General features: G+C 66.8%; 17 protein-coding genes. 14 read left to right on the top strand and 3 right to left on the bottom strand.

Annotation, left to right across the window (positions count from 1 at the left end; translation table 11 throughout):
* Positions 1-40: 40 nt before the first annotated feature.
* The 4 genes from ASC81_RS24490 to aspS all read left to right on the top strand — a co-directional run bounded on the left by ASC81_RS24490 (position 41) and on the right by aspS (position 4,444).
* Positions 41-1,504 (top strand): sodium:solute symporter family protein, encoded by a 1,464-nt coding sequence (locus ASC81_RS24490; protein ID WP_056273489.1) that lies wholly within the window; start codon positions 41-43, stop codon positions 1,502-1,504.
* Positions 1,505-1,556: 52 nt separating this feature from the next.
* On the top strand, positions 1,557-1,874 hold the full coding sequence (locus ASC81_RS24485; RefSeq protein ID WP_056273487.1) for an FmdB family zinc ribbon protein: 318 nt from the start codon (positions 1,557-1,559) through the stop codon (positions 1,872-1,874).
* An 11-nt stretch (positions 1,875-1,885) separates the two neighbouring features.
* The gene (locus tag ASC81_RS24480; protein ID WP_056273484.1) at positions 1,886-2,566 is read left to right on the top strand and encodes a DUF502 domain-containing protein; all 681 of its coding nucleotides are present in this window, start codon (positions 1,886-1,888) and stop codon (positions 2,564-2,566) included.
* 87 nt (positions 2,567-2,653) lie between these two features.
* The gene (gene aspS / locus ASC81_RS24475) at positions 2,654-4,444 is read left to right on the top strand and encodes an aspartate--tRNA ligase (RefSeq protein ID WP_056273482.1); all 1,791 of its coding nucleotides are present in this window, start codon (positions 2,654-2,656) and stop codon (positions 4,442-4,444) included.
* A gap of 145 nt (positions 4,445-4,589) precedes the next feature.
* On the opposite strand, the gene ASC81_RS24470 is transcribed toward aspS, so the two are convergent.
* Positions 4,590-5,420, bottom strand: a complete 831-nt coding sequence (locus ASC81_RS24470) for a PEP-CTERM sorting domain-containing protein (RefSeq protein WP_056273480.1) — start codon at positions 5,418-5,420, stop codon at positions 4,590-4,592.
* A gap of 289 nt (positions 5,421-5,709) precedes the next feature.
* Here ASC81_RS24470 and ASC81_RS24465 point away from each other — a divergent pair, with 289 nt between their 5' ends.
* From ASC81_RS24465 to clsB, 4 genes are all read left to right on the top strand, one after another.
* A complete protein-coding gene (locus tag ASC81_RS24465) occupies positions 5,710-6,507 on the top strand; it encodes a CsgG/HfaB family protein (RefSeq protein WP_056273476.1) in 798 nt (265 codons plus the stop codon).
* A 30-nt stretch (positions 6,508-6,537) separates the two neighbouring features.
* Positions 6,538-7,008 carry a dihydroneopterin triphosphate diphosphatase gene (gene nudB, locus ASC81_RS24460; protein WP_056273473.1) on the top strand — a complete coding sequence of 157 codons (471 nt, stop codon included), beginning with the start codon at positions 6,538-6,540 and terminating at the stop codon, positions 7,006-7,008.
* Positions 7,009-7,090: 82 nt separating this feature from the next.
* Positions 7,091-7,873 (top strand): endonuclease/exonuclease/phosphatase family protein, encoded by a 783-nt coding sequence (locus ASC81_RS24455; protein ID WP_056273471.1) that lies wholly within the window; start codon positions 7,091-7,093, stop codon positions 7,871-7,873.
* 13 nt (positions 7,874-7,886) lie between these two features.
* Positions 7,887-9,146, top strand: a complete 1,260-nt coding sequence (gene clsB, locus ASC81_RS24450; protein WP_056273469.1) for a cardiolipin synthase ClsB — start codon at positions 7,887-7,889, stop codon at positions 9,144-9,146.
* Positions 9,147-9,244: 98 nt separating this feature from the next.
* On the opposite strand, the gene hutH is transcribed toward clsB, so the two are convergent.
* A complete protein-coding gene (gene hutH, locus ASC81_RS24445; RefSeq protein ID WP_056273466.1) occupies positions 9,245-10,744 on the bottom strand; it encodes a histidine ammonia-lyase in 1,500 nt (499 codons plus the stop codon).
* Positions 10,741-12,429 carry a urocanate hydratase gene (hutU, locus tag ASC81_RS24440; RefSeq protein WP_056273464.1) on the bottom strand — a complete coding sequence of 563 codons (1,689 nt, stop codon included), beginning with the start codon at positions 12,427-12,429 and terminating at the stop codon, positions 10,741-10,743. The genes hutH and hutU overlap by 4 nt, the downstream gene beginning before the upstream one ends.
* 66 nt (positions 12,430-12,495) lie before the next feature.
* On the opposite strand from hutU, the gene hutC reads away from it, so the two are divergent.
* The 6 genes from hutC to ASC81_RS24410 all read left to right on the top strand — a co-directional run bounded on the left by hutC (position 12,496) and on the right by ASC81_RS24410 (position 17,760).
* Positions 12,496-13,215, top strand: coding sequence for a histidine utilization repressor (gene hutC, locus ASC81_RS24435; RefSeq protein ID WP_056273462.1), 720 nt, complete (start codon positions 12,496-12,498; stop codon positions 13,213-13,215).
* Positions 13,216-13,273: 58 nt separating this feature from the next.
* Complete coding sequence (locus ASC81_RS24430; protein WP_056273460.1) at positions 13,274-13,813, top strand: HutD family protein; 540 nt, start codon at positions 13,274-13,276, stop codon at positions 13,811-13,813.
* Positions 13,810-15,003: an imidazolonepropionase gene (gene hutI / locus ASC81_RS24425; protein WP_056273457.1), complete on the top strand. Its 1,194-nt coding sequence runs from the start codon at positions 13,810-13,812 to the stop codon at positions 15,001-15,003. The genes ASC81_RS24430 and hutI overlap by 4 nt, the downstream gene beginning before the upstream one ends.
* A complete protein-coding gene (gene hutG, locus ASC81_RS24420) occupies positions 15,000-15,800 on the top strand; it encodes an N-formylglutamate deformylase (RefSeq protein ID WP_056273454.1) in 801 nt (266 codons plus the stop codon). The genes hutI and hutG overlap by 4 nt, the downstream gene beginning before the upstream one ends.
* Positions 15,788-17,173: a formimidoylglutamate deiminase gene (hutF, locus tag ASC81_RS24415; RefSeq protein ID WP_056273451.1), complete on the top strand. Its 1,386-nt coding sequence runs from the start codon at positions 15,788-15,790 to the stop codon at positions 17,171-17,173. Before hutG ends, hutF begins: the two co-directional genes overlap by 13 nt.
* A gap of 215 nt (positions 17,174-17,388) precedes the next feature.
* Entirely contained in the window at positions 17,389-17,760 is a 372-nt protein-coding gene (locus tag ASC81_RS24410) for a hypothetical protein (protein ID WP_056273449.1), read from the top strand.
* Positions 17,761-17,839: the final 79 nt, after the last annotated feature.

Raw genomic sequence — 17,839 nt, 5'->3', positions numbered from 1 at the left:
CCATAATCCGCGCCACTTTTTCAGGCCCGCTTCGCGACCCATGAACACCACGCTGATCGTTTTCGTCGTGCTCTATCTGCTCGGCACGCTGGCCATCGGCGTCTGGGCCGGCACGCGGGTCAAGAACACCTCGGACTTCGCCGTGGCCGGGCGCAGCCTACCGCTGGTCATGGTCATCACGACGACCTTCGCGACCTGGTTTGGTGCCGAGACGGTGATGGGCATCCCGGCCAAGTTCGTGCAGGGCGGCCTGGGTGCCATCGTCGAGGACCCCTTCGGCGCTGGCCTGTGCCTGGTCCTGGTGGGCACATTCTTCGCCGCCAAGCTCTACCGCAAGAACCTGCTGACCATCGGCGACTTCTACCGCCAGCGGTATGGCAAGGGCGTGGAGGTGTTTTGCTCGCTGGCCATCATCCTGAGCTACCTCGGCTGGGTGGCCGCGCAGATCACTGCCATCGGTCTGGTTTTCAACATCCTGACCGATGGGGCGATGAGCGCCGAGATGGGCATGATCGTCGGCCTGCTCGCTGTGCTGGTCTATGTCGTCATCGGCGGCTTCCTGGCGGTCGCCTGGACCGACTTCATCCAGATGATCGTGCTGGTGCTGGGCCTGTCGGTGATCGCCGTTTTCTCAGCCGACCTGGCGGGCGGCACGGCCAAGGTGCTGGACCTGGTGCAGCAAAGGGAACTGGGCAAGTTCTTCCCCGCACCAACCTTCACGGAAATCGCCATGTTCATTGGTGCGGCACTGACGATGATGCTGGGCTCCATCCCGCAGCAGGACGTGTTCCAGCGCGTCATGTCGGCCAAGGACGCCCAGACCGCCCAGCGCGGCGCCATCATCGGTGGCTTCAGCTACATCGCCTTCGCCTTCGTGCCGATGTTCATCGTGCTGGCGGCCGTCGTCGTCATGGGCGACAAGGCCCTGGACCTGGCGCAGAACGACTACCAGCGCGTGCTGCCGAGCTTCATCATGGGCCACATGCCGCTGTTCATGCAGATCCTGTTCTTCGGCGCGCTGCTGTCGGCCATCAAGAGCACGTCCTCGGCCACGCTGCTGGCGCCGACGACCAGCTTCGTCGAGAACATCCTCAAGCAGATCCGCCCCGGCATGAGCGACAAGCAGTCGCTGCTGGCCATGCGCGTGACGCTGGTCGTGTTCGCCTTCGCCGTGCTGGCCTACGCGATTGCGCTCCAAGGCACGCCCATCTACGACCTGGTCAGCGCGGCCTACCAGGTCACGCTGGTTGCAGCCTTCACGCCTTTGGTCTTCGGCTTGTACTGGCAGCGTGCAACGACGCAGGGCGCCGTGTTCTCGATCTTCGCCGGTGTGTCCGTCTGGGTGGCCTTTTTCCCGCAGGTCAGCACGTGGGGCGAGTTCTTCCCCGGCCAGCTTGCCGGCTTGCTGGCGGCCCTGGTCGGCATGGTCGCGGGCTCGCTGGCGCCGCAGTGGTTGACCAACCGGCAGGAGCACGTCAGCCACCACCTGACGCCCCACGGCTGAGCGGCCCCTAAAATAGCGGGCTTTTCGCCTCCCGCGATCCACGAGAGCCCCCATGCCCATCTACGCCTACCGCTGCAGCGCCTGTGGCCACGCCAAGGACGTGCTGCAAAAGCTTTCCGACGCGCCGCTGACGACCTGCCCAGCCTGCGCGGCGGAGAGTTTTTCCAAACAAGTCACCGCCGCCGGCTTCCAGCTCAAAGGTTCGGGCTGGTACGCCACCGACTTCAAGGGTGGCGGAGCCCCGGCCGCAGCCGGCGCGGCAGCCGCCCCGGCAGCCGCTGAAGCGGCCAAGCCCGACGCGCCCAAGGCGGAAGCTTCTGCCGCGCCCTCGTCGTCCACTTCCTGCGGCGGCTCCTGCGCCTGCCATTGACCGGAAGCTTCGTGGGCGCCTCACTTCGCAAATATCTGGTTGCCGGCCTGTTGGTCTGGCTTCCCCTGGCGATCACGATCTGGGTGCTTGCCCAGGTGCTGGGCGTCGTCAACGGCGTCTTCGGCTCGATGCTGGCCGCGGTTGCCCTGGTCATGCCCGACGCCTGGCGGGACGGCATCCTGGGGCTGGAGCATGTGCCCGGCCTGGGCCTTGTCATCCTGGCGGCCGGCCTGCTGGCCACCGGCGTTTTCGTCGCCAACATCTTCGGCCAGTGGCTGCTGACGCAGTGGGACCGCTTGATGTCCCACATTCCTATCGTCAAGAGCATCTACAGCTCGGTCAAGCAGGTGTCGGACACGCTGTTCTCCAGCAGCGGCAACGCCTTTCGCGAGGCCGTCCTCGTCCAATACCCTCGCGCCGGCAGCTGGACCATCGCCTTCGTGACCGGCACACCCAGCGGCGAGGTGGCCTGTCATCTCGACGACGAGCATGTCAGCATCTATGTGCCGACGACGCCCAACCCGACTTCGGGCTTCTTCCTCATCGTGCCCAAGGCTGACGTCAGGCCGCTGCACATGACGGTGGACGAGGCGCTGAAATACATCATCTCGATGGGTACCGTGTCGCCGCTGCCCCACCCTCTGGACCTCGGCGCCATCGCCGACGAGGCGGCACGAAATCAGCCGGGTTGAACGCCCCGGCCGGCGTTCAATCCTGAGAGCCGAGCGAGCTCGCCAGCGCCCACAGAACACCCTTTGCAAAGAATTCGGAGAACTTCCATGCGTACCTGCTATGCCGGCCAAGTCAGCGAAAAGCTGCTCGACCAGACCGTGACCCTGATGGGCTGGGCCCATCGCCGCCGCGACCACGGCGGCGTCATCTTCATCGACCTGCGCGACCGCGAAGGCCTGGTCCAGATCGTCTGCGACCCGGACCGCGCCGACAGCTTCAAGATTGCCGAAGACGTCCGCAGCGAGTTCTGCCTCAAGATCGTCGGCAAGGTGCGCGCGCGCCCGGCCGGCACCGAGAACGCCAACCTCGTGTCCGGCAAGATCGAAGTGCTCTGCCACGAGATCGAGGTGCTGAACCCGTCGGTACCCATCCCCTTCCAGATCGACGAGGACAACCTCAGCGAGACGACCCGCCTCACGCACCGCGTGCTGGATCTGCGCCGCCCGTACATGCAGAACAACCTGATGCTGCGCTACCGCGTGGCGATGGAAGTGCGCAAGTTCCTGGACGAGCATGGCTTCGTCGACATCGAGACGCCGATGCTGACCAAGAGCACGCCCGAAGGCGCGCGCGACTACCTCGTGCCCAGCCGCGTGCATGACGGCCACTTCTTCGCGCTGCCGCAGTCGCCCCAGCTCTTCAAGCAGCTGCTGATGGTTTCGGGCTTCGACCGCTACTACCAGATCACCAAGTGCTTCCGCGACGAGGACCTGCGCGCCGACCGCCAGCCCGAGTTCACGCAGATCGATATCGAGACCAGCTTCCTGACCGAGGAAGAGATCCGCTCGATGTTCGAGGGCATGATCCGCCACGTCTTCCGCAAGGCGCTCAATGTCGAGCTCGGTGACTACCCGGTCATGAAGTACGCGGAAGCCATGCACCGCTACGGCTCGGACAAGCCCGACCTGCGCGTCAAGCTCGAGTTCACCGAGCTGACCGACGCGATGACGACGGTGGACTTCAAGGTCTTCAGCGGCCCGGCCACGACGCCGGGCGGCCGCGTCGTCGCGTTGCGCGTGCCCAAGGGCGCATCCATGAGCCGCGGCGAGATCGATGCCTACACCGAGTTCGTCAAGATCTACGGTGCCAAGGGCCTGGCCTGGATCAAGGTCAACGAAGTGGCCAAGGGTCGCGAAGGCCTGCAATCGCCCATCGTCAAGAACCTGCACGACGAAGCCGTTGCCGAAATCCTCAAGCGCACCGGCGCCCAGGACGGCGACCTGCTGTTCTTCGGCGCGGACAAGGCCAAGATCGTCAACGACGCCATCGGCGCGCTGCGCCTGAAGGTCGGCCACAGCGAGTTCGGCAAGGCCAACGGCCTGTTCAACGATGTCTGGGCGCCCCTGTGGGTCGTCGACTTCCCGATGTTCGAGCACGACGAGGAGAACAACCGTTGGGCGGCCGTTCACCATCCGTTCACTGCGCCGAAGGACGGTCACGAGGATCTGATGACGGCCGACCCAGGCAAATGCATCGCCAAGGCCTACGACATGGTGCTCAATGGCTGGGAGCTGGGCGGTGGCTCGGTGCGTATCCACCGCGCAGAAGTGCAGGCCAAGGTGTTCGCGGCGCTCAACATCAGCGAGGAAGACCAGCGAATCAAGTTCGGCTTCCTGCTCGACGCGCTGCAGTACGGCGCGCCGCCGCACGGGGGCCTGGCCTTCGGCCTGGATCGCATCGTCACGATGATGACCAAGGCCGAGTCCATCCGCGACGTCATCGCCTTTCCCAAGACCCAGCGCGCACAGTGCCTGCTGACCGGCGCTCCCTCGCTGGTCGACGAGAAGCAGCTGCGCGAGCTGCACATCCGGCTGCGCAACACGGCGCCGTCTGCCTGATCAGGCGTTGCCTGTTTGGGACCCGCGGCTGCGCGAGGCAGAGATTGGGCTGATTACTCAGTCGCGTGTCCAAAGCGGCAGCTCGTCAGCTGCCGTTCACGTCGCTGGCAATAGGGTCAGCGGAACTACGGTGGTTGGCAGCCGTTTAACGGCGCTCGTTGCTAGCGCGCTTGGCGCCGAGGGCCAGCAGCCCCAGGGCCAGGAGCAGCCATGACGAGGGTTCCGGGATAGCGGCTGGCGTCGGCGTGTTTGACACGGACGACAGACTCGTTTGGTACCTGAAACCCAGGATGATCGGCTGGTCGGAATGGTGGGTAAACAGGATCGACGCCGCCAGGAACGATTCGTCGTACCCGACTTCGGGATTCGTCGCAATATCCAGGTTCCAGCCCGCGCTCGCTGAAGCGCGGGCGGCTCCAACTATGGTCGCAGTGCCGCTGAGCGGCGAAGGTCGAAACAGCGAAATCTCCGCCATGCCGTTCGCCCAATCCCCCCGCCAACTCGGCACGGCGGCTGCCACGGCAGTGTGAAGTTCAGCCTCAATCAGCAGGCTGGTGTTTGGCGTCAGCACGAAGCCGAAGAACTCAGGGGGGACAGTGGATGCGCGCACTGTGCCAATAGCGTCGGCAGAGACGTATCCGGATGTCGACGCCATGGTGACGCCTGCCGAGTCACTGCCGATGTACGCCGTGGTGCGCTGATTCGCATCCGTCGAGGACGCGGATAGCGTTTCGAACGGCGCAGCCGCTGACCATGAGCCGCTTGGTAAAAACAATTCCGTGCCTCCCATGGAGGCGTTCGGGTCGTCGATGCGGGTCAACATGGGCGCGACCCCATCCTGACCATCGAGGTCAACCAGAGTGAACTTCAGTCCCTGTATGGTGGCATAGCCGGCTGCTCCCGCAAGGGCCGGCGAATAAGCTCCCGTGCAACCAACGAGGGCCGCTGCGGACAGAATGCGTGCGAACACCTTCATTGAACCTCCATAAGAACGACCTTGTGCTTGCAGCTTAAAGAGGTAGGCGCCGAGATGGCAGTCCTGAACGTGGGATACAGGCGGCCCTGATACCGTCGCGTTGCCCTTCGCCTTCGAATTGACTGACCCGCAGCGGCAGGGCTTTTTGCTGGCTGCCCAACTGGTGCCTTGTTCCGCTACGACTCGTAAATGCGGCGCCCTCCAATCCAATGGCCTGTCCCCATTTCAAAGGGCAGGTCGACGCCCAAGCCAAGGCAGACTCGCGCGTTCCTTTCTCCAGGTGACCCGCATGAACATCCGTCCCATCCTTGCCGTCGGCGTCGTTGCCCTCCTCGCCGGTTGCGGCAAGTCGTCCACGTCGCTCGGTGAGGGCGGCTCCGTCATCAGTGGTTCCGCAGGCGCGGCCGGCGCGCAGAACGCCAGCCGCGAGCTCGTCAAATGCCAGGCGCCCGTCGCCACGCTGGCGCTGATTGAGAACCCCAACGGCTATGCCTATTCCAGCAGCTACCAGCTGCCCTCCAGCCCCGTGCCGCTGGTGCGCCTGCTGGCGCAGCAGAGCGGCTGCTTCCGCGTGGTCGACCGCTCGGCCGGCCTCAAGGCCACCGTGCGTGAGCAGGAGCTCAAAGAAGCAGGCATCCTGCGCCAGCAGGGCAACACGGTTAGCAAGGGCAAGGGCTATGAGGCTCAGTACAGCCTGACGCCCAGCCTGACGTTCAGCGAGCAGGATGCCGGCCGCCAGATCGGCGGCATCCTGCAGGCTATTCCCTATCTGAACAAACTGGTCGGCGCGGCCGAGCAGGTCAAGCTGAAGCAGGCCCAGGCGGCCTTGCTGCTGACTGACAACGAGACGACCGAGCAGATCGCCGCGGCCACCGGTTCCGTCGAGGTGGCGGACCTCGGTGTCGGTGGTGCGGTCGTCGGCAAACTCGGTGGTGCGGCGGGTGCCGGCTGGAGCAATTCCAACGAGGGCAAGGTCATCGCTGCGGCATTCATGGACGCACACAATCAGCTCGTTGTTCAAGTGCGCGAGCTGCAGGCCAGGGAGCTGCCGCCCGAAGTCGCGCGGCGCAAAACCCAGGGAGGCTGAAGGCTCGACGGCCGCCGCTATGCTGCCGGCATGCAGTCGGCCAAGCCTTTCAAGATCCCCGAGTCGGTCCTCGTCGTCATCCATACGGCCGACCTGCAAGTTCTGCTGATGGAGCGCGCCGACCACCCCGGTTTCTGGCAGAGCGTCACCGGCTCCAAGGACACGCCCGACGAGGCGCCGGTCGAGACGGCGCGCCGTGAGGTGCTGGAGGAAACCGGCTTCGACACCGATGCCGCCGGCGCTGAACTGCGCGACTGGCATCTCGCCAACGTCTACGACATCTATCCGCATTGGCGGCACCGCTACGCACCCGGCGTCACCCGCAATACCGAACACGTCTTCGGCCTACAACTGCCTGCGCCGTTGACGCCAAGCCTGGCGCCGCGCGAGCATCTATCGTGGCTCTGGCTGCCTTGGCATGAGGCAGCCGACCGCTGCTTTTCACCGTCCAATGCAGAAGCGGTGCTGCAGCTGCCCCGCTTTTGCGCCGCCACTTTATGAGACCACCGTCAAGTTCACTCCGCGCATTGCTCGTCGACGGGGCGTTGAACGGGTTTGGACGGCCATGCGCCGCTGAGCTGCCATGAGAGCCGTCACCCCACACGCGCCTGGCGCCGTGTTGCGCGTGGCGACCTACAACATCCACAAGGGCGTTCGCGGCCTTGGCCCGGCCAAACGGCTGGAGATCCACAACCTACAGATGGGCGTGGCCGCGATGGATGCCGACCTCGTCTGCCTGCAGGAGGTGCGGCTTTTCCACCACCGCGAGGCCGCATTCTTCGACCGCACCTGGTTCGGCTGGCCCGAGAAAGGCCAGGCCGAGTTCCTCGCCCCTGAGGGCTATGAGGTGGCTTATCGCACCAATGCGACGACCAAGTTCGGCGAGCATGGCAATGCACTACTTTCTCGATGGCCCATCGGCGACATCGGCCACCACGATGTCTCGGACCACTCCTTCGAGCAGCGTGGCCTGCTGCATGTGCCGGTGCACTGGCAGGGCACGGTGGTGCATGTCGTCGTCGCCCACTTCGGGCTGATCCATTCCAGTCGCGTGCGCCAGGTCGACCGCCTAGCCGCCTTCGTGCGCGAGCATGTGCCCGCAGGCGCGCCTGTGCTGGTGGCCGGCGACTACAACGACTGGGGCGAGCGCCTGGACCCGTCGATGCGCGCCCACGGCTTGCGCCGCGCGGCGCCACCACACGGCCGCGCGAGGGCGCCCACCTTTCCGTCTCGGCTGCCGGTGTTCGCGCTGGACCGTGTCTACATGAGCGGCCTGCGCTGCACCAGCGTGCAGGTGCCGCGCGGCCCCAGTTGGGCGCGCATGTCCGACCACCTGCCGTTGATCGTGGAGCTGGCACTGGAATGAGCCAGCAGCATCGATGAGGCGCTTGGGCACGAGGCGGCGGCGCCACCAGGCCGCCGACCCGGGCTTCGTCGGCGGCAACGAGGTCGAGCTGCTGCGCGGCGGCGACCAGCTCTTTCCTCGCATGCAGGCCGCCATCCAGCATGCCCATACCGAGGTGTGGGTGGCGACCTACATCTTTCACCACGACGCCACCTCGCTGGCGCTGGCGGACACGCTGATCGCTGCCGACCGGCGTGGCGTGCGCGTGCGCGTCGTCGTCGACGGCTTTGGCAGCAATGCCAGCATCCGCATGCTGCGTGAGCGTTTTGCCGGCAGCGGCGTGGCGTTCGCTGTGTTCCGGCCGATGGACCGCTGGTGGCGCTGGTTCCAGCCCGGCCAGCTGCGCCGCCTGCACCAGAAGCTGTGCGTCGTCGACGGCCATGTCGCTTTCGTCGGCGGCATCAATGTCATCGACGACCGCCTGGACATGCGCCACGGCGTCAGTGAACTGCCGCGGCTCGACTTCGCGGTGGAACTGCGGGGCGGCATCGTGGATCACATCGCCCAAAGCGTGCGCTCCATCTGGTCACGAGCGTGGTTGGGACGGGAGTTCGACGATGCGCTGATCGACTACGTACCGCTGCGCCGGCGCTTTAGCCTGTGGGTCACTCAGCTCTGGCGCGGACCGCAACGCCTGGCTGAGCCGCCATCGCGGCTGCAACCGGTCAGCGCCGCTTTCGTGCTTCGCGACAACCTGCGCCGCCGCCGCACCATCGAGCATGCCTATGCCGACGCCATTCGCGGCGCACGCCAAAGCGTCGACGTCGTCTGCCCGTATTTCTACCCAGGCCAGCGCATTCGCCAGGCCCTGCGCCACGCCGCTGGTCGCGGCGTGCGCGTGCGCCTGCTACTGCAGGGCAAGCTCGACTATCGGCTGGCCGGCTGGGCGGCTGAGGCCCTCTACGCGGACCTGCTTGGCCATGGCGTCGAGATCTACGAGTACATGCCGGCTTTCCTGCATGCCAAGGTCGCCGTCGTCGACCAGCACTGGGCCACGGTGGGCAGCTCCAACATTGACCCGCTGTCGCTGCTGGTTAATCTTGAAGCGAATGTTGTCGTGCGCGACGCTGGCTTCGCGACACTGTTGGCGCAGGAGATTGAGGCGGCCGTCTCCGTGTCCGAGCGTGTGGGAGAGCGCGCGGGCAAGGGCCTGCGCGCGCTGACGCACCGGGCGATCGTCGTCTGGTTTGCGTACGTCTTCCTGCGCGTGGCGGGGGCGGCGGGCAGGTATTGACACCTCTCCCAGTCTCGCCCCGCTGAACGCAGGGCCGGCTGGTGAGCGGCCCGGCGCTCGGTCCGCAACAGCCGGCTTCCGGTGGTGTCGGCTAGCTATCAGAAGCCCGGTGCGTTCGGCGCCTTCAGCACACCGGCCTGCACCAACGCCGCAGCCCGTTCGATGTCCGGTGCCAAATAGTGGTCCGCCGGGCTGCTGGCGCATTCGGCGCGCAGCCGCACGTGCAGAGCCTCTACTGCGGCTGAGCTGGTCAGCGGCCGCAGGAAGTCGATGCCCTGTGCCGCAGCCAGGAGCTCGATGGCGATGATGTGAGCCGTGTTGTCCAGCATCGCGTGCAGGCGGCGCGCGGCAAAAGTGGCCATGGAAACATGGTCCTCCTGGTTGGCGCTGGTCGGCAGGCTGTCGACGCTGGCCGGATGGGCCAGGCTCTTGTTCTCGCTGGCGAGAGCCGCAGCGGTGACGTGGGCGATCATGAAGCCGCTGTGCAGGCCGGCGTCGGCCGTCAGGAAGGGCGGCAGGCGCGAGATGCCCGGGTCGATCAACATGGCGATGCGGCGCTCGGCGATGGCGCCGACTTCTGCGATGGCCAGCGCCAGGTTGTCGGCCGCGAAAGCAACCGGCTCGGCGTGAAAGTTGCCCCCGGACAGCATCACATCGTCAAAGACCAATGGGTTGTCAGTGACGGCATTGGCCTCGCGCACCAGCACCTGCGCGGCATGCCTTGCCTGGTCCAGGCAGGCGCCCATCACCTGGGGCTGGCAGCGCAGGCAGTACGGGTCCTGCACGCGCTCGTCGCCCTCGCGGTGGCTGGCGCGGATGGCACTGCCGGCCAGCAGCTCGCGGTAGACACCGGCCACTTCGATCTGCCCGGGCTGGCCTCGCACCTGATGGATGCGGTCATCGAAGGGGCCGTCGCTGCCTCGCGCCGCGTCCAGCGTCATCGCGCCGCTGCCGAGCGCCGTCGCGAACAGGCCTTCAAAGCGCAGCAGGGCATGCAGGGCCAGTGCGGTGCTGGCCTGCGTGCCGTTGATGAGGGCCAGGCCCTCCTTGGCGGCCAGTGTCAGCGGTTGCAGTTCCAGCCGTGCCAGTTCGTCGCGCGCCGGCACGCGCTGGCCAGCCACCAAAGCTTCGCCTTCGCCCATCAGGGCCAGCGTCAGGTGGGCCAGCGGCGCCAGGTCGCCACTCGCACCCACCGAGCCCTGGCAGGGCACATACGGGATGAAGCCGGCATTGAAGGCATCCAGCAGCGCGCTGACCACGGCTCGGCGCACGCCCGAGAAGCCGCGCGCCAGGCTGGCCGCCTTGGTCGCCAGCATCAGCCGCACCACCTCGGGGGACATGGGCGCGCCGACGCCTACCGCATGGCTGCGGATGAGGTTGAGCTGCAGCTGCGCGAGCTGGTCCTTGGCAATGCGCGTGCTGGCCAGCTTGCCGAAGCCGGTGTTGACGCCATAGACCGGCGCGTCGCCCGCTGCGGCGGCGGCCACGAGGGCGGCGCTCTTGTCCACCGGCGCCCAGTCGTCGAGTTGCAACGCGGCGCGACCAGCGGCGATGTCGGCCAATTGGGCCAGGGTCAGGTGTCCGGGGATCAGTTTCATAGCGAGGGCAGGTTCAGTTCGTTCTGGCGAGCGCAGGCGGCGGCCGATTCATAGCCCGCATCGGCATGCCGCATGACGCCCGTGGCCGGGTCGTTCCACAAGACGCGCGAGATGCGCTTGGCCGCTGCATCCGTGCCATCGCAGACGATGACGACACCGGAGTGTTGCGAATAGCCCATGCCGACGCCGCCGCCATGGTGCAGTGACACCCAGGTCGCGCCGCCGGCGGTGTTCAGCAGCGCGTTGAGAAGCGGCCAGTCTGACACGGCGTCCGAGCCGTCCTTCATACCCTCGGTTTCACGGTTAGGGCTGGCGACCGAGCCGCTGTCCAGATGGTCGCGACCGATGACGATGGGCGCCTTGAGCTCGCCGCTCCTGACCATCTCGTTGAAGGCCAGCCCGGCGATGTGACGTTCGCCCAGGCCCAGCCAGCAAATGCGAGCCGGCAGGCCCTGGAAGGCGATGCGCTCGGCCGCCATGTCCAGCCAGCGATGCAGCGCTTCATGCTTCGGGAACAGCTCCTTCAGCTTGGCGTCGGTCTTGCGGATGTCCTCGGGGTCGCCCGACAGCGCCACCCAGCGGAACGGGCCCTTGCCCTCGCAGAACAGCGGCCGCACATAGGCGGGTACGAATCCTGGGAAGTCGAAGGCGTTGGTCACGCCTTCGTCCAGTGCGACCTGGCGGATGTTGTTGCCGTAGTCCACCGTCGGGATGCCCATCTGCTTGAACGCCAGCATGCCGCGCACATGGTCGGCGCAGCTGCGCGCGGCCGCCGCCTTCAGCTCGGCGTGTTGCGCAGGGTCGGCGGCGGCGGCCTTCCACTGCTCGACGGTCCAGCCCGCCGGCAGATAGCCGTGGATCAGGTCGTGGGCCGAGGTCTGGTCGGTGACGAGGTCGGGCTTGATGGCCGTGCCTTGCTTGCAGCGATCGGCCAGCGCCGGGATCAGCCGCGCCGCATTGCCCAGCAGCGCGATGGACCTGGCTTCGCCCGCGGCCGTGTACTTGGCGATGCGGTCCAGCGCATCGTCGAGGTCGAAGGCCTGCTCGTCGACATAGCGGGTCTTCAGGCGGAAGTCGATGCGTGACTGCTGGCACTCGATATTCAGCGAGCAAAAGCCCGCGAAGGTCGCCGCCAGCGGCTGGGCGCCGCCCATGCCGCCCAGCCCGGCAGTCAGCACCCAGCGGCCCTTGGCGACACCGCCGTAGTGCTGGCGCGCCGCCTCGGCAAAGGTTTCGTAGGTGCCCTGCACGATGCCCTGGCTGCCGATGTAGATCCAGCTGCCTGCCGTCATCTGGCCGTACATCATCAGACCCTTGCGGTCCAGCTCATGAAAGTGCTCCCAGGTCGCCCAGGCCGGCACGAGATTGGAGTTGGCCAGCAGCACGCGGGGTGCGTCCGCATGCGTCTTGAACACGCCCACCGGCTTGCCCGACTGGATCAGCAGCGTCTCGTCGTCGTTGAGTTCGCGCAGCGACTCGCAGATGGCGTCGAAGGCGGCCCAGTTGCGCGCCGCCTTGCCGATGCCGCCGTAGACCACCAGGGCGTCCGGGTTCTCGGCCACGGCGGGGTCGAGGTTGTTCTGCAGCATTCGATAGGCAGCCTCGGTCAGCCAGCTCTTGCAGCTGAGTTGGGTTCCCGTAGGGGCTTTGACTGGGCGGGCGGCAGGGTGGGGCAGGGCGGTCATGAGCTCTCCTGAAACTGCCGCGAACTCTAGTTGTCTATACAAGTCGAGTCAACTACGATGACCGATATGCCGCGATCAGTCACCAGCCCCGAACCCCAGTACCTCAAGGTCAAGAACCATTTGCGTGAAGGCATCGCCAGCAGCCACTGGGTGGCCGGCGATCTGCTGCCCAGCGAAGGTGCGCTGGTGGGACAGTTCGAGGTCAGCCGCATGACCGTCAACCGCGCCTTGCGCGAGTTGGTGCAGGAAGGCTTGATCGAGCGCGTGCAAGGGGTGGGCAGCTTCGTCGCCCAGCTGCACCGCATCTCGTCGACGCTGAATGTGCGCGACGTCCACGAGGAGATCGTCGAGCGCGGCGGCACGCACGAAGCGCGCGTGCATGCACTCACCAAGGGCAAGGCCACGCCCCAGCAGGCGGCGGAGCTGGGCCTTAAGCGCGGCGCGCCGGTCTACCTCAGCCTGATCACGCACCTGGAGAACGGCGTGGCCATCCAGTGTGAGGAGCGTGCCGTCAACCCGGCCTGCGCGCCCGACTATCTTTCACAGGATTTCACGCGCATCACGCCGACCCACTATCTGCTGGAGGTGGCGCCGCTGTCGGAAGCGCGCTACATGATCGAAGCTGCGCTGCCCGGCGAGGTCGAAGCCAAGTTGCTCGGCATCAACAGGCGCGACCCTTGCTTGGTCGTCAAGCGCATTACCTACAGCCGCGGCGTGGCGGTGACTTCCGTGAAATTGACACATCCCGGAGTGCGTTACCAATTGCAAGGGAGCTTCTCGGCATGAACCGAGCGTGCCGGCGCTGCTGAAAATGCGTCGTGCGTTTTGAAGCTAGGACAAGAACATGAGTTGGAGCAGGGTCAGCGCGGACTCCGTGCAGCCGCAGGCCTGGAAGAACCAGGGCGGCACGACGCGCGAATTGCTCGCCTGGCCGCACGCGCATGACTGGGCGCTGCGCGTCAGCGTGGCCCGCGTTGAGCGTGACGGGCCGTTCTCCGCCTTCCCCGGCGTGCACCGCTGGCTGGCCGTCATCGGCGGAGCGGGACTGCGCCTGTTCGACTGGCCGCAGAGCATGGGCGACGAGCCGTTGCGCTTCGAGGGCGGCCTGGCACCCGCGGCCGAGCTCATCAAGGGAGAGACCGACGTCTTCAACGTGATGGAGCGGCGCGGCAACCTCGATGTCGAGTCGGCCCACCATGTCTTGCTGCCCAGGACACCCTGGGTCGGCCTGTTCACCGTCAATGGCGGCCTGTTGGAGCACGGCCACCGCGCGATGCCCATGGCGCCGCTGACGCTGGCCTGGTGTGAACAGCCGGTCGCGCAGAGCTGCGTCTTCACCGGCGAGGGCAACGCCTGGTGGCTGACCTGGAGCGACGGCGGATGACGGTCAAGCTCTGGCGCGGCGGTGTCCTCGCCACCTTGGCGGGCGACAGCGGCTGGGGGCTGATCGACGATGGCGCCCTGCTCGTCGAGGACGGGGTGCTGCGCTGGGTCGGGCCAAGCGCCGATGCGCCGCCTGCCGATGAAATCGTGGAACTGCACGGCGCGCTGGTGACGCCCGGGCTGGTCGACTGCCACACCCATCTGGTCTACGGCGGCAACCGCGCGCACGAGTTCGAGCAGCGCCTGCTCGGTGCGAGCTATGCCGACATCGCCAAGGCCGGCGGCGGCATACGCTCGACGGTGGCCGCGACGCGCGCCGCCACCGAGGCCGAGCTGTTGTCCGCCGCAGCCAAGCGCGCGCAGGCCTTGATCGCCCAGGGCGTGACGACGTTGGAGGTCAAGTCCGGTTACGGCCTGGACGCGGCCACCGAGACCCGCATGCTGCGGGTCGCCCGCCAGTTGGCCGGCCTGGGTGTCGACGTTCGCACGACCTATCTCGCGGCGCATGCGATGCCGCCGGAGTTCAGCAACGCCGACGACTACATCGATGCCGTCTGTCGCTGGCTGCCGGAGCTGTTCGATGCCGGACTTGTCGACGCGGTGGACGCTTTTTGCGAGCACATTGCCTTCAGCCCGGCCCAGGTAGGCCGCGTGTTTGACGCCGCCAGGCGACTGGGTCTGCCAGTCAAGCTGCATGCCGAACAATTGAGTGATCAGGGCGGCGCCCAGCTCGCTGCCGGCTATCGAGCGCTGAGCTGCGACCACCTCGAATACATCAGCCCCGCCGGCGTCCAGGCCATGGCGGATGCCGGCACCGTCGCCGTGCTGTTGCCCGGCGCCTTCTACGCGCTGCGCGAGACCAAGCTGCCGCCGATGGCCGCGTTGCGCGAGGCTGGCGTGCCCATCGCCATTGCCACCGACCACAACCCGGGCAGCTCGCCGACGCTGTCGCCGCTGCTGATGCTGAACATGGCCTGTGTGCTCTTCGGCATGACGCCCGAAGAGGCTTGGCGCGGCATGACGGTCAACGGCGCGCTGGCGCTGGGCTTGACCGACCGCGGTCGGCTGGTGGCTGGCCAGCGGGCCGACTTCTGTGTCTGGGATGGCGGACACCCGCGTGAGCTGGCAGCATGCTTTGGACACAACCCGCTGCAAGAACGGGTATTCGAAGGACATCAGGGAGAAGCATGAGCGTTTTCAGTCTGCAGCCGGGCCGCGTGCCGCTGCTGATCAGCCTGCCGCATGTCGGCACCGAAATCCCCCCGGAGCTGGCCGCCGGCCTGGTGCCACGCGCCATCCACAGCGAAGACAGCGACTGGCATCTGGAGCGTCTCTACCGCCCGCTGGCGGACGAGCTGGGCGCCAGCCTCATCGTGCCGCGCTACAGCCGCTACGTCATCGACCTGAATCGGCCGCCCGACGACCAGCCGCTCTACCCAGGCGCCTCCGGTGGCACCGGTCTGGTGCCGACGCGCTTCTTCACCAGCGACCCGCTCTATGTCGAAGGCGCCGAGCCCGACGTGGCAGGCATCGCCGCCCGGCATGAGGCCTATTGGCAGCCCTATCACTCGGCGCTCGCGGCCGAGCTTGCGCGTCTGCGCGCGGAGCATGGCCACGCGCTGCTGTTCGACGGCCACAGCATCCGCTCGGAGCTTCCCTGGCTGTTCGAAGGCCAGCTGCCCGCGCTGAACGTCGGCACCGCCGACGGCGCGTCCTGCGCACCCGTCATTACCGAGCGGCTGGGCGCGCTGCTCGCCGGGCATCAGCAGTTCAGCCATGTCGTCAACGGCCGCTTCAAGGGCGGCTACATCACGCGCCACTACGGCCAGCCGGGCCAGGGGGTGCATGCCGTGCAGCTGGAGATGTGTCAGCGCTGCTACATGGACGAGGCCGGCGACCCGGCTACAGCCTATGACGAGGCCGTGGCGGCCACGGTCGCACCGCTGATCAAGCGCATGCTGCAGGAGATGCTGGCATGTCCAGTCTGAAGAAGCTTCATGCGCCGCTCGCCTGGATCGATGGCCGCTGGCAGCGCGACGTGCTGCTCTGCATCGACGCGAGCGGCCACTGGTCCGAGATCACCATCAACCTGCCCGCGCCGGCGGATGCCGAGCGGTTGATCGGCCCGGTCATCCCCAGCCTCGTCAACGCCCACAGCCATGCCTTCCAGCGCGCCTTTGTCGGTCTGGCCGAGCGACGCGAGGCTGGGCATGACGATTTCTGGAGCTGGCGCGACCGCATGTACGCGCTGGCCCTGCGCATCTCGCCGCAGCAGCTGCACGCGGTGGCCAGCCAGCTCTACGCCGAGATGCTGCGCGGCGGCTATACCCAGGTCTGCGAGTTCCACTACCTGCACCACCCCGCAGACGGGCAGGAGTTCGAGGATGAGATGGATATGGCCTGGGCGCTGGCTACCGCGGCGGAGGACGTCGGCATCGGCCTGACGCTGCTCCCGGTGGTCTACACGCGCAGCGGTTTCGCCGCCGACGGCTTGCGCCCTGACCAGCACCGCTTCGCAGCTGATGCCGACTGGGCCTGGCGCGCCAGCCAACGTGTGATGGCCGCCGGCCTGCCGCGCGTGAATGCCGGCGTGGCGCTGCATTCGCTGCGCGGCGCCTCGCCGCAGGACATCACGCGCCTGCTCAGTCTGGTCGGTGCGGCCGACCTGCCCATCCACATCCATGTCGCCGAGCAGACCGCCGAGGTGGCCGATTGCCTGAAGGCGACCGGCATGCGACCGCTGCAATGGCTGGCCGAGGCGGGTCATCTCGACCCGCGCTGGCAGCTGGTGCATGCGACGCATGCCGAGCTCGCCGAGATCGAGGCCGTGGCTCGCAGCGGCGCCGGCATCGTCATCTGCCCGGGCACCGAGGCGAACCTCGGCGACGGGCTTGCGGATCTGCCCCGCTGGCTGCAGGCCGGCGTGCCGCTGACGGTCGGATCGGACAGCCAGGTCACGCGCGGCTGGGTGGAGGAGCTGCGTTGGCTGGAGTACGGCCAGCGCCTGGCCCTGCGCCAGCGCAATGTCGCTGCGGCGCCCGGTTCGCAGCCATCCAGCGCGGCGCGGCTGTTCGACGCGGCCGTAGCGGGCGGCGCCCGTGCGGCGGGGTTCTCCGCCTGGGGGCTGACACCCGGCGCCCGCGCCGACGCGCTGGTGCTGAACCGCGACGCCGACGCGCTGCGCGGCCTGCCCGACGAGGCCCTGCTGGACGCCGTCGTTTTCGGCAGCAACGGCTCGCCCTGGCAATCGGTCTGGGTGGCCGGCCGCGCTCGCCCCTGGCGGGCGCCGCAGCGCGTAGGCGATGCCTTCGAGGCAGCGATGCATGAGCTCTGGTCGCCGGCTCCAACCCTGGGTGCGTGAGACTGCGTGACGGTCGAGCAAAAAGTACACCGTCTCTGCTGAGTGGCTATACAAAGGCGAACCTCGCCGAACGCCCGATTCCTCGTCCCTTGCTGGTATCAAGTACCACTTCTTGGTGTTGCCGGCCAAGATGAAGGAGGAGAAGAATGCGCTGGCCTTTGCGAGCAACCAGTCGTGGCTGCCCGTGTACTTAGGCCTCAAGCGAGGTTTCATCCATGAAAACCGCGATCCTTATCACCGGTCTGGCTGCTGCGTTGCTTATTGCTGAACCGGCGTCGGCGGCGACCGGCCAACTGGACACGTTTTCGGCAAGCAGCGTCAGCATCTTGGCAGGCGATACGGTGGACTTCATCGCCTCCTTCAGCATCAGCACGGACAGCGGCTTCACTGGCGGCAGCAACACTATTGAGCCGGCCCCGGTTGAGGGATATCAAGTCTGGGAAGTGAACTGGTATCAGTCGTGGTCAGAGTCTGTCGCCGACGTCCAGCTGCAAGCCGCGGGTGCTTCGTTCGGCGGCGTCGCCGCCAGCTCTGGGAGCTGGAGCTTCTCGTCTAGCTTCACGGACCCTGGTGAGCTAGCCCCCTGAATGACCGGACACGGTCCATCGCTTATCTTTGAGGATAGGAGTAGGACTGTGAATATGACTAGGCGGACGGAGTCTGTAG

Source organism: Pelomonas sp. Root405, assembly GCF_001425165.1.
GTDB lineage: Bacteria > Pseudomonadota > Gammaproteobacteria > Burkholderiales > Burkholderiaceae_C > Pelomonas.
The sequence above is the reverse complement of the archived record's forward strand: the minus strand, read 5'-3'. Positions and strand labels throughout refer to the sequence as shown.

Bases quoted from the DNA above. Each gene is read 5' to 3' on its own strand.
- ASC81_RS24490 (WP_056273489.1), top strand. From the start codon at position 41: ATGAACACCACGCTGATCGTTTTCGTCGTGCTCTATCTGCTCGGCACG.
- ASC81_RS24485 (WP_056273487.1), top strand. From the start codon at position 1,557: ATGCCCATCTACGCCTACCGCTGCAGCGCCTGTGGCCACGCCAAGGAC.
- aspS (WP_056273482.1), top strand. From the start codon at position 2,654: ATGCGTACCTGCTATGCCGGCCAAGTCAGCGAAAAGCTGCTCGACCAG.
- ASC81_RS24470 (WP_056273480.1), bottom strand. From the start codon at position 5,420: ATGAAGGTGTTCGCACGCATTCTGTCCGCAGCGGCCCTCGTTGGTTGC.
- ASC81_RS24465 (WP_056273476.1), top strand. From the start codon at position 5,710: ATGAACATCCGTCCCATCCTTGCCGTCGGCGTCGTTGCCCTCCTCGCC.
- nudB (WP_056273473.1), top strand. From the start codon at position 6,538: ATGCAGTCGGCCAAGCCTTTCAAGATCCCCGAGTCGGTCCTCGTCGTC.
- ASC81_RS24455 (WP_056273471.1), top strand. From the start codon at position 7,091: ATGAGAGCCGTCACCCCACACGCGCCTGGCGCCGTGTTGCGCGTGGCG.
- clsB (WP_056273469.1), top strand. From the start codon at position 7,887: ATGAGGCGCTTGGGCACGAGGCGGCGGCGCCACCAGGCCGCCGACCCG.
- hutH (WP_056273466.1), bottom strand. From the start codon at position 10,744: ATGAAACTGATCCCCGGACACCTGACCCTGGCCCAATTGGCCGACATC.
- hutU (WP_056273464.1), bottom strand. From the start codon at position 12,429: ATGACCGCCCTGCCCCACCCTGCCGCCCGCCCAGTCAAAGCCCCTACG.
- hutC (WP_056273462.1), top strand. From the start codon at position 12,496: ATGCCGCGATCAGTCACCAGCCCCGAACCCCAGTACCTCAAGGTCAAG.
- ASC81_RS24430 (WP_056273460.1), top strand. From the start codon at position 13,274: ATGAGTTGGAGCAGGGTCAGCGCGGACTCCGTGCAGCCGCAGGCCTGG.
- hutI (WP_056273457.1), top strand. From the start codon at position 13,810: ATGACGGTCAAGCTCTGGCGCGGCGGTGTCCTCGCCACCTTGGCGGGC.
- hutG (WP_056273454.1), top strand. From the start codon at position 15,000: ATGAGCGTTTTCAGTCTGCAGCCGGGCCGCGTGCCGCTGCTGATCAGC.
- hutF (WP_056273451.1), top strand. From the start codon at position 15,788: ATGTCCAGTCTGAAGAAGCTTCATGCGCCGCTCGCCTGGATCGATGGC.
- ASC81_RS24410 (WP_056273449.1), top strand. From the start codon at position 17,389: ATGAAAACCGCGATCCTTATCACCGGTCTGGCTGCTGCGTTGCTTATT.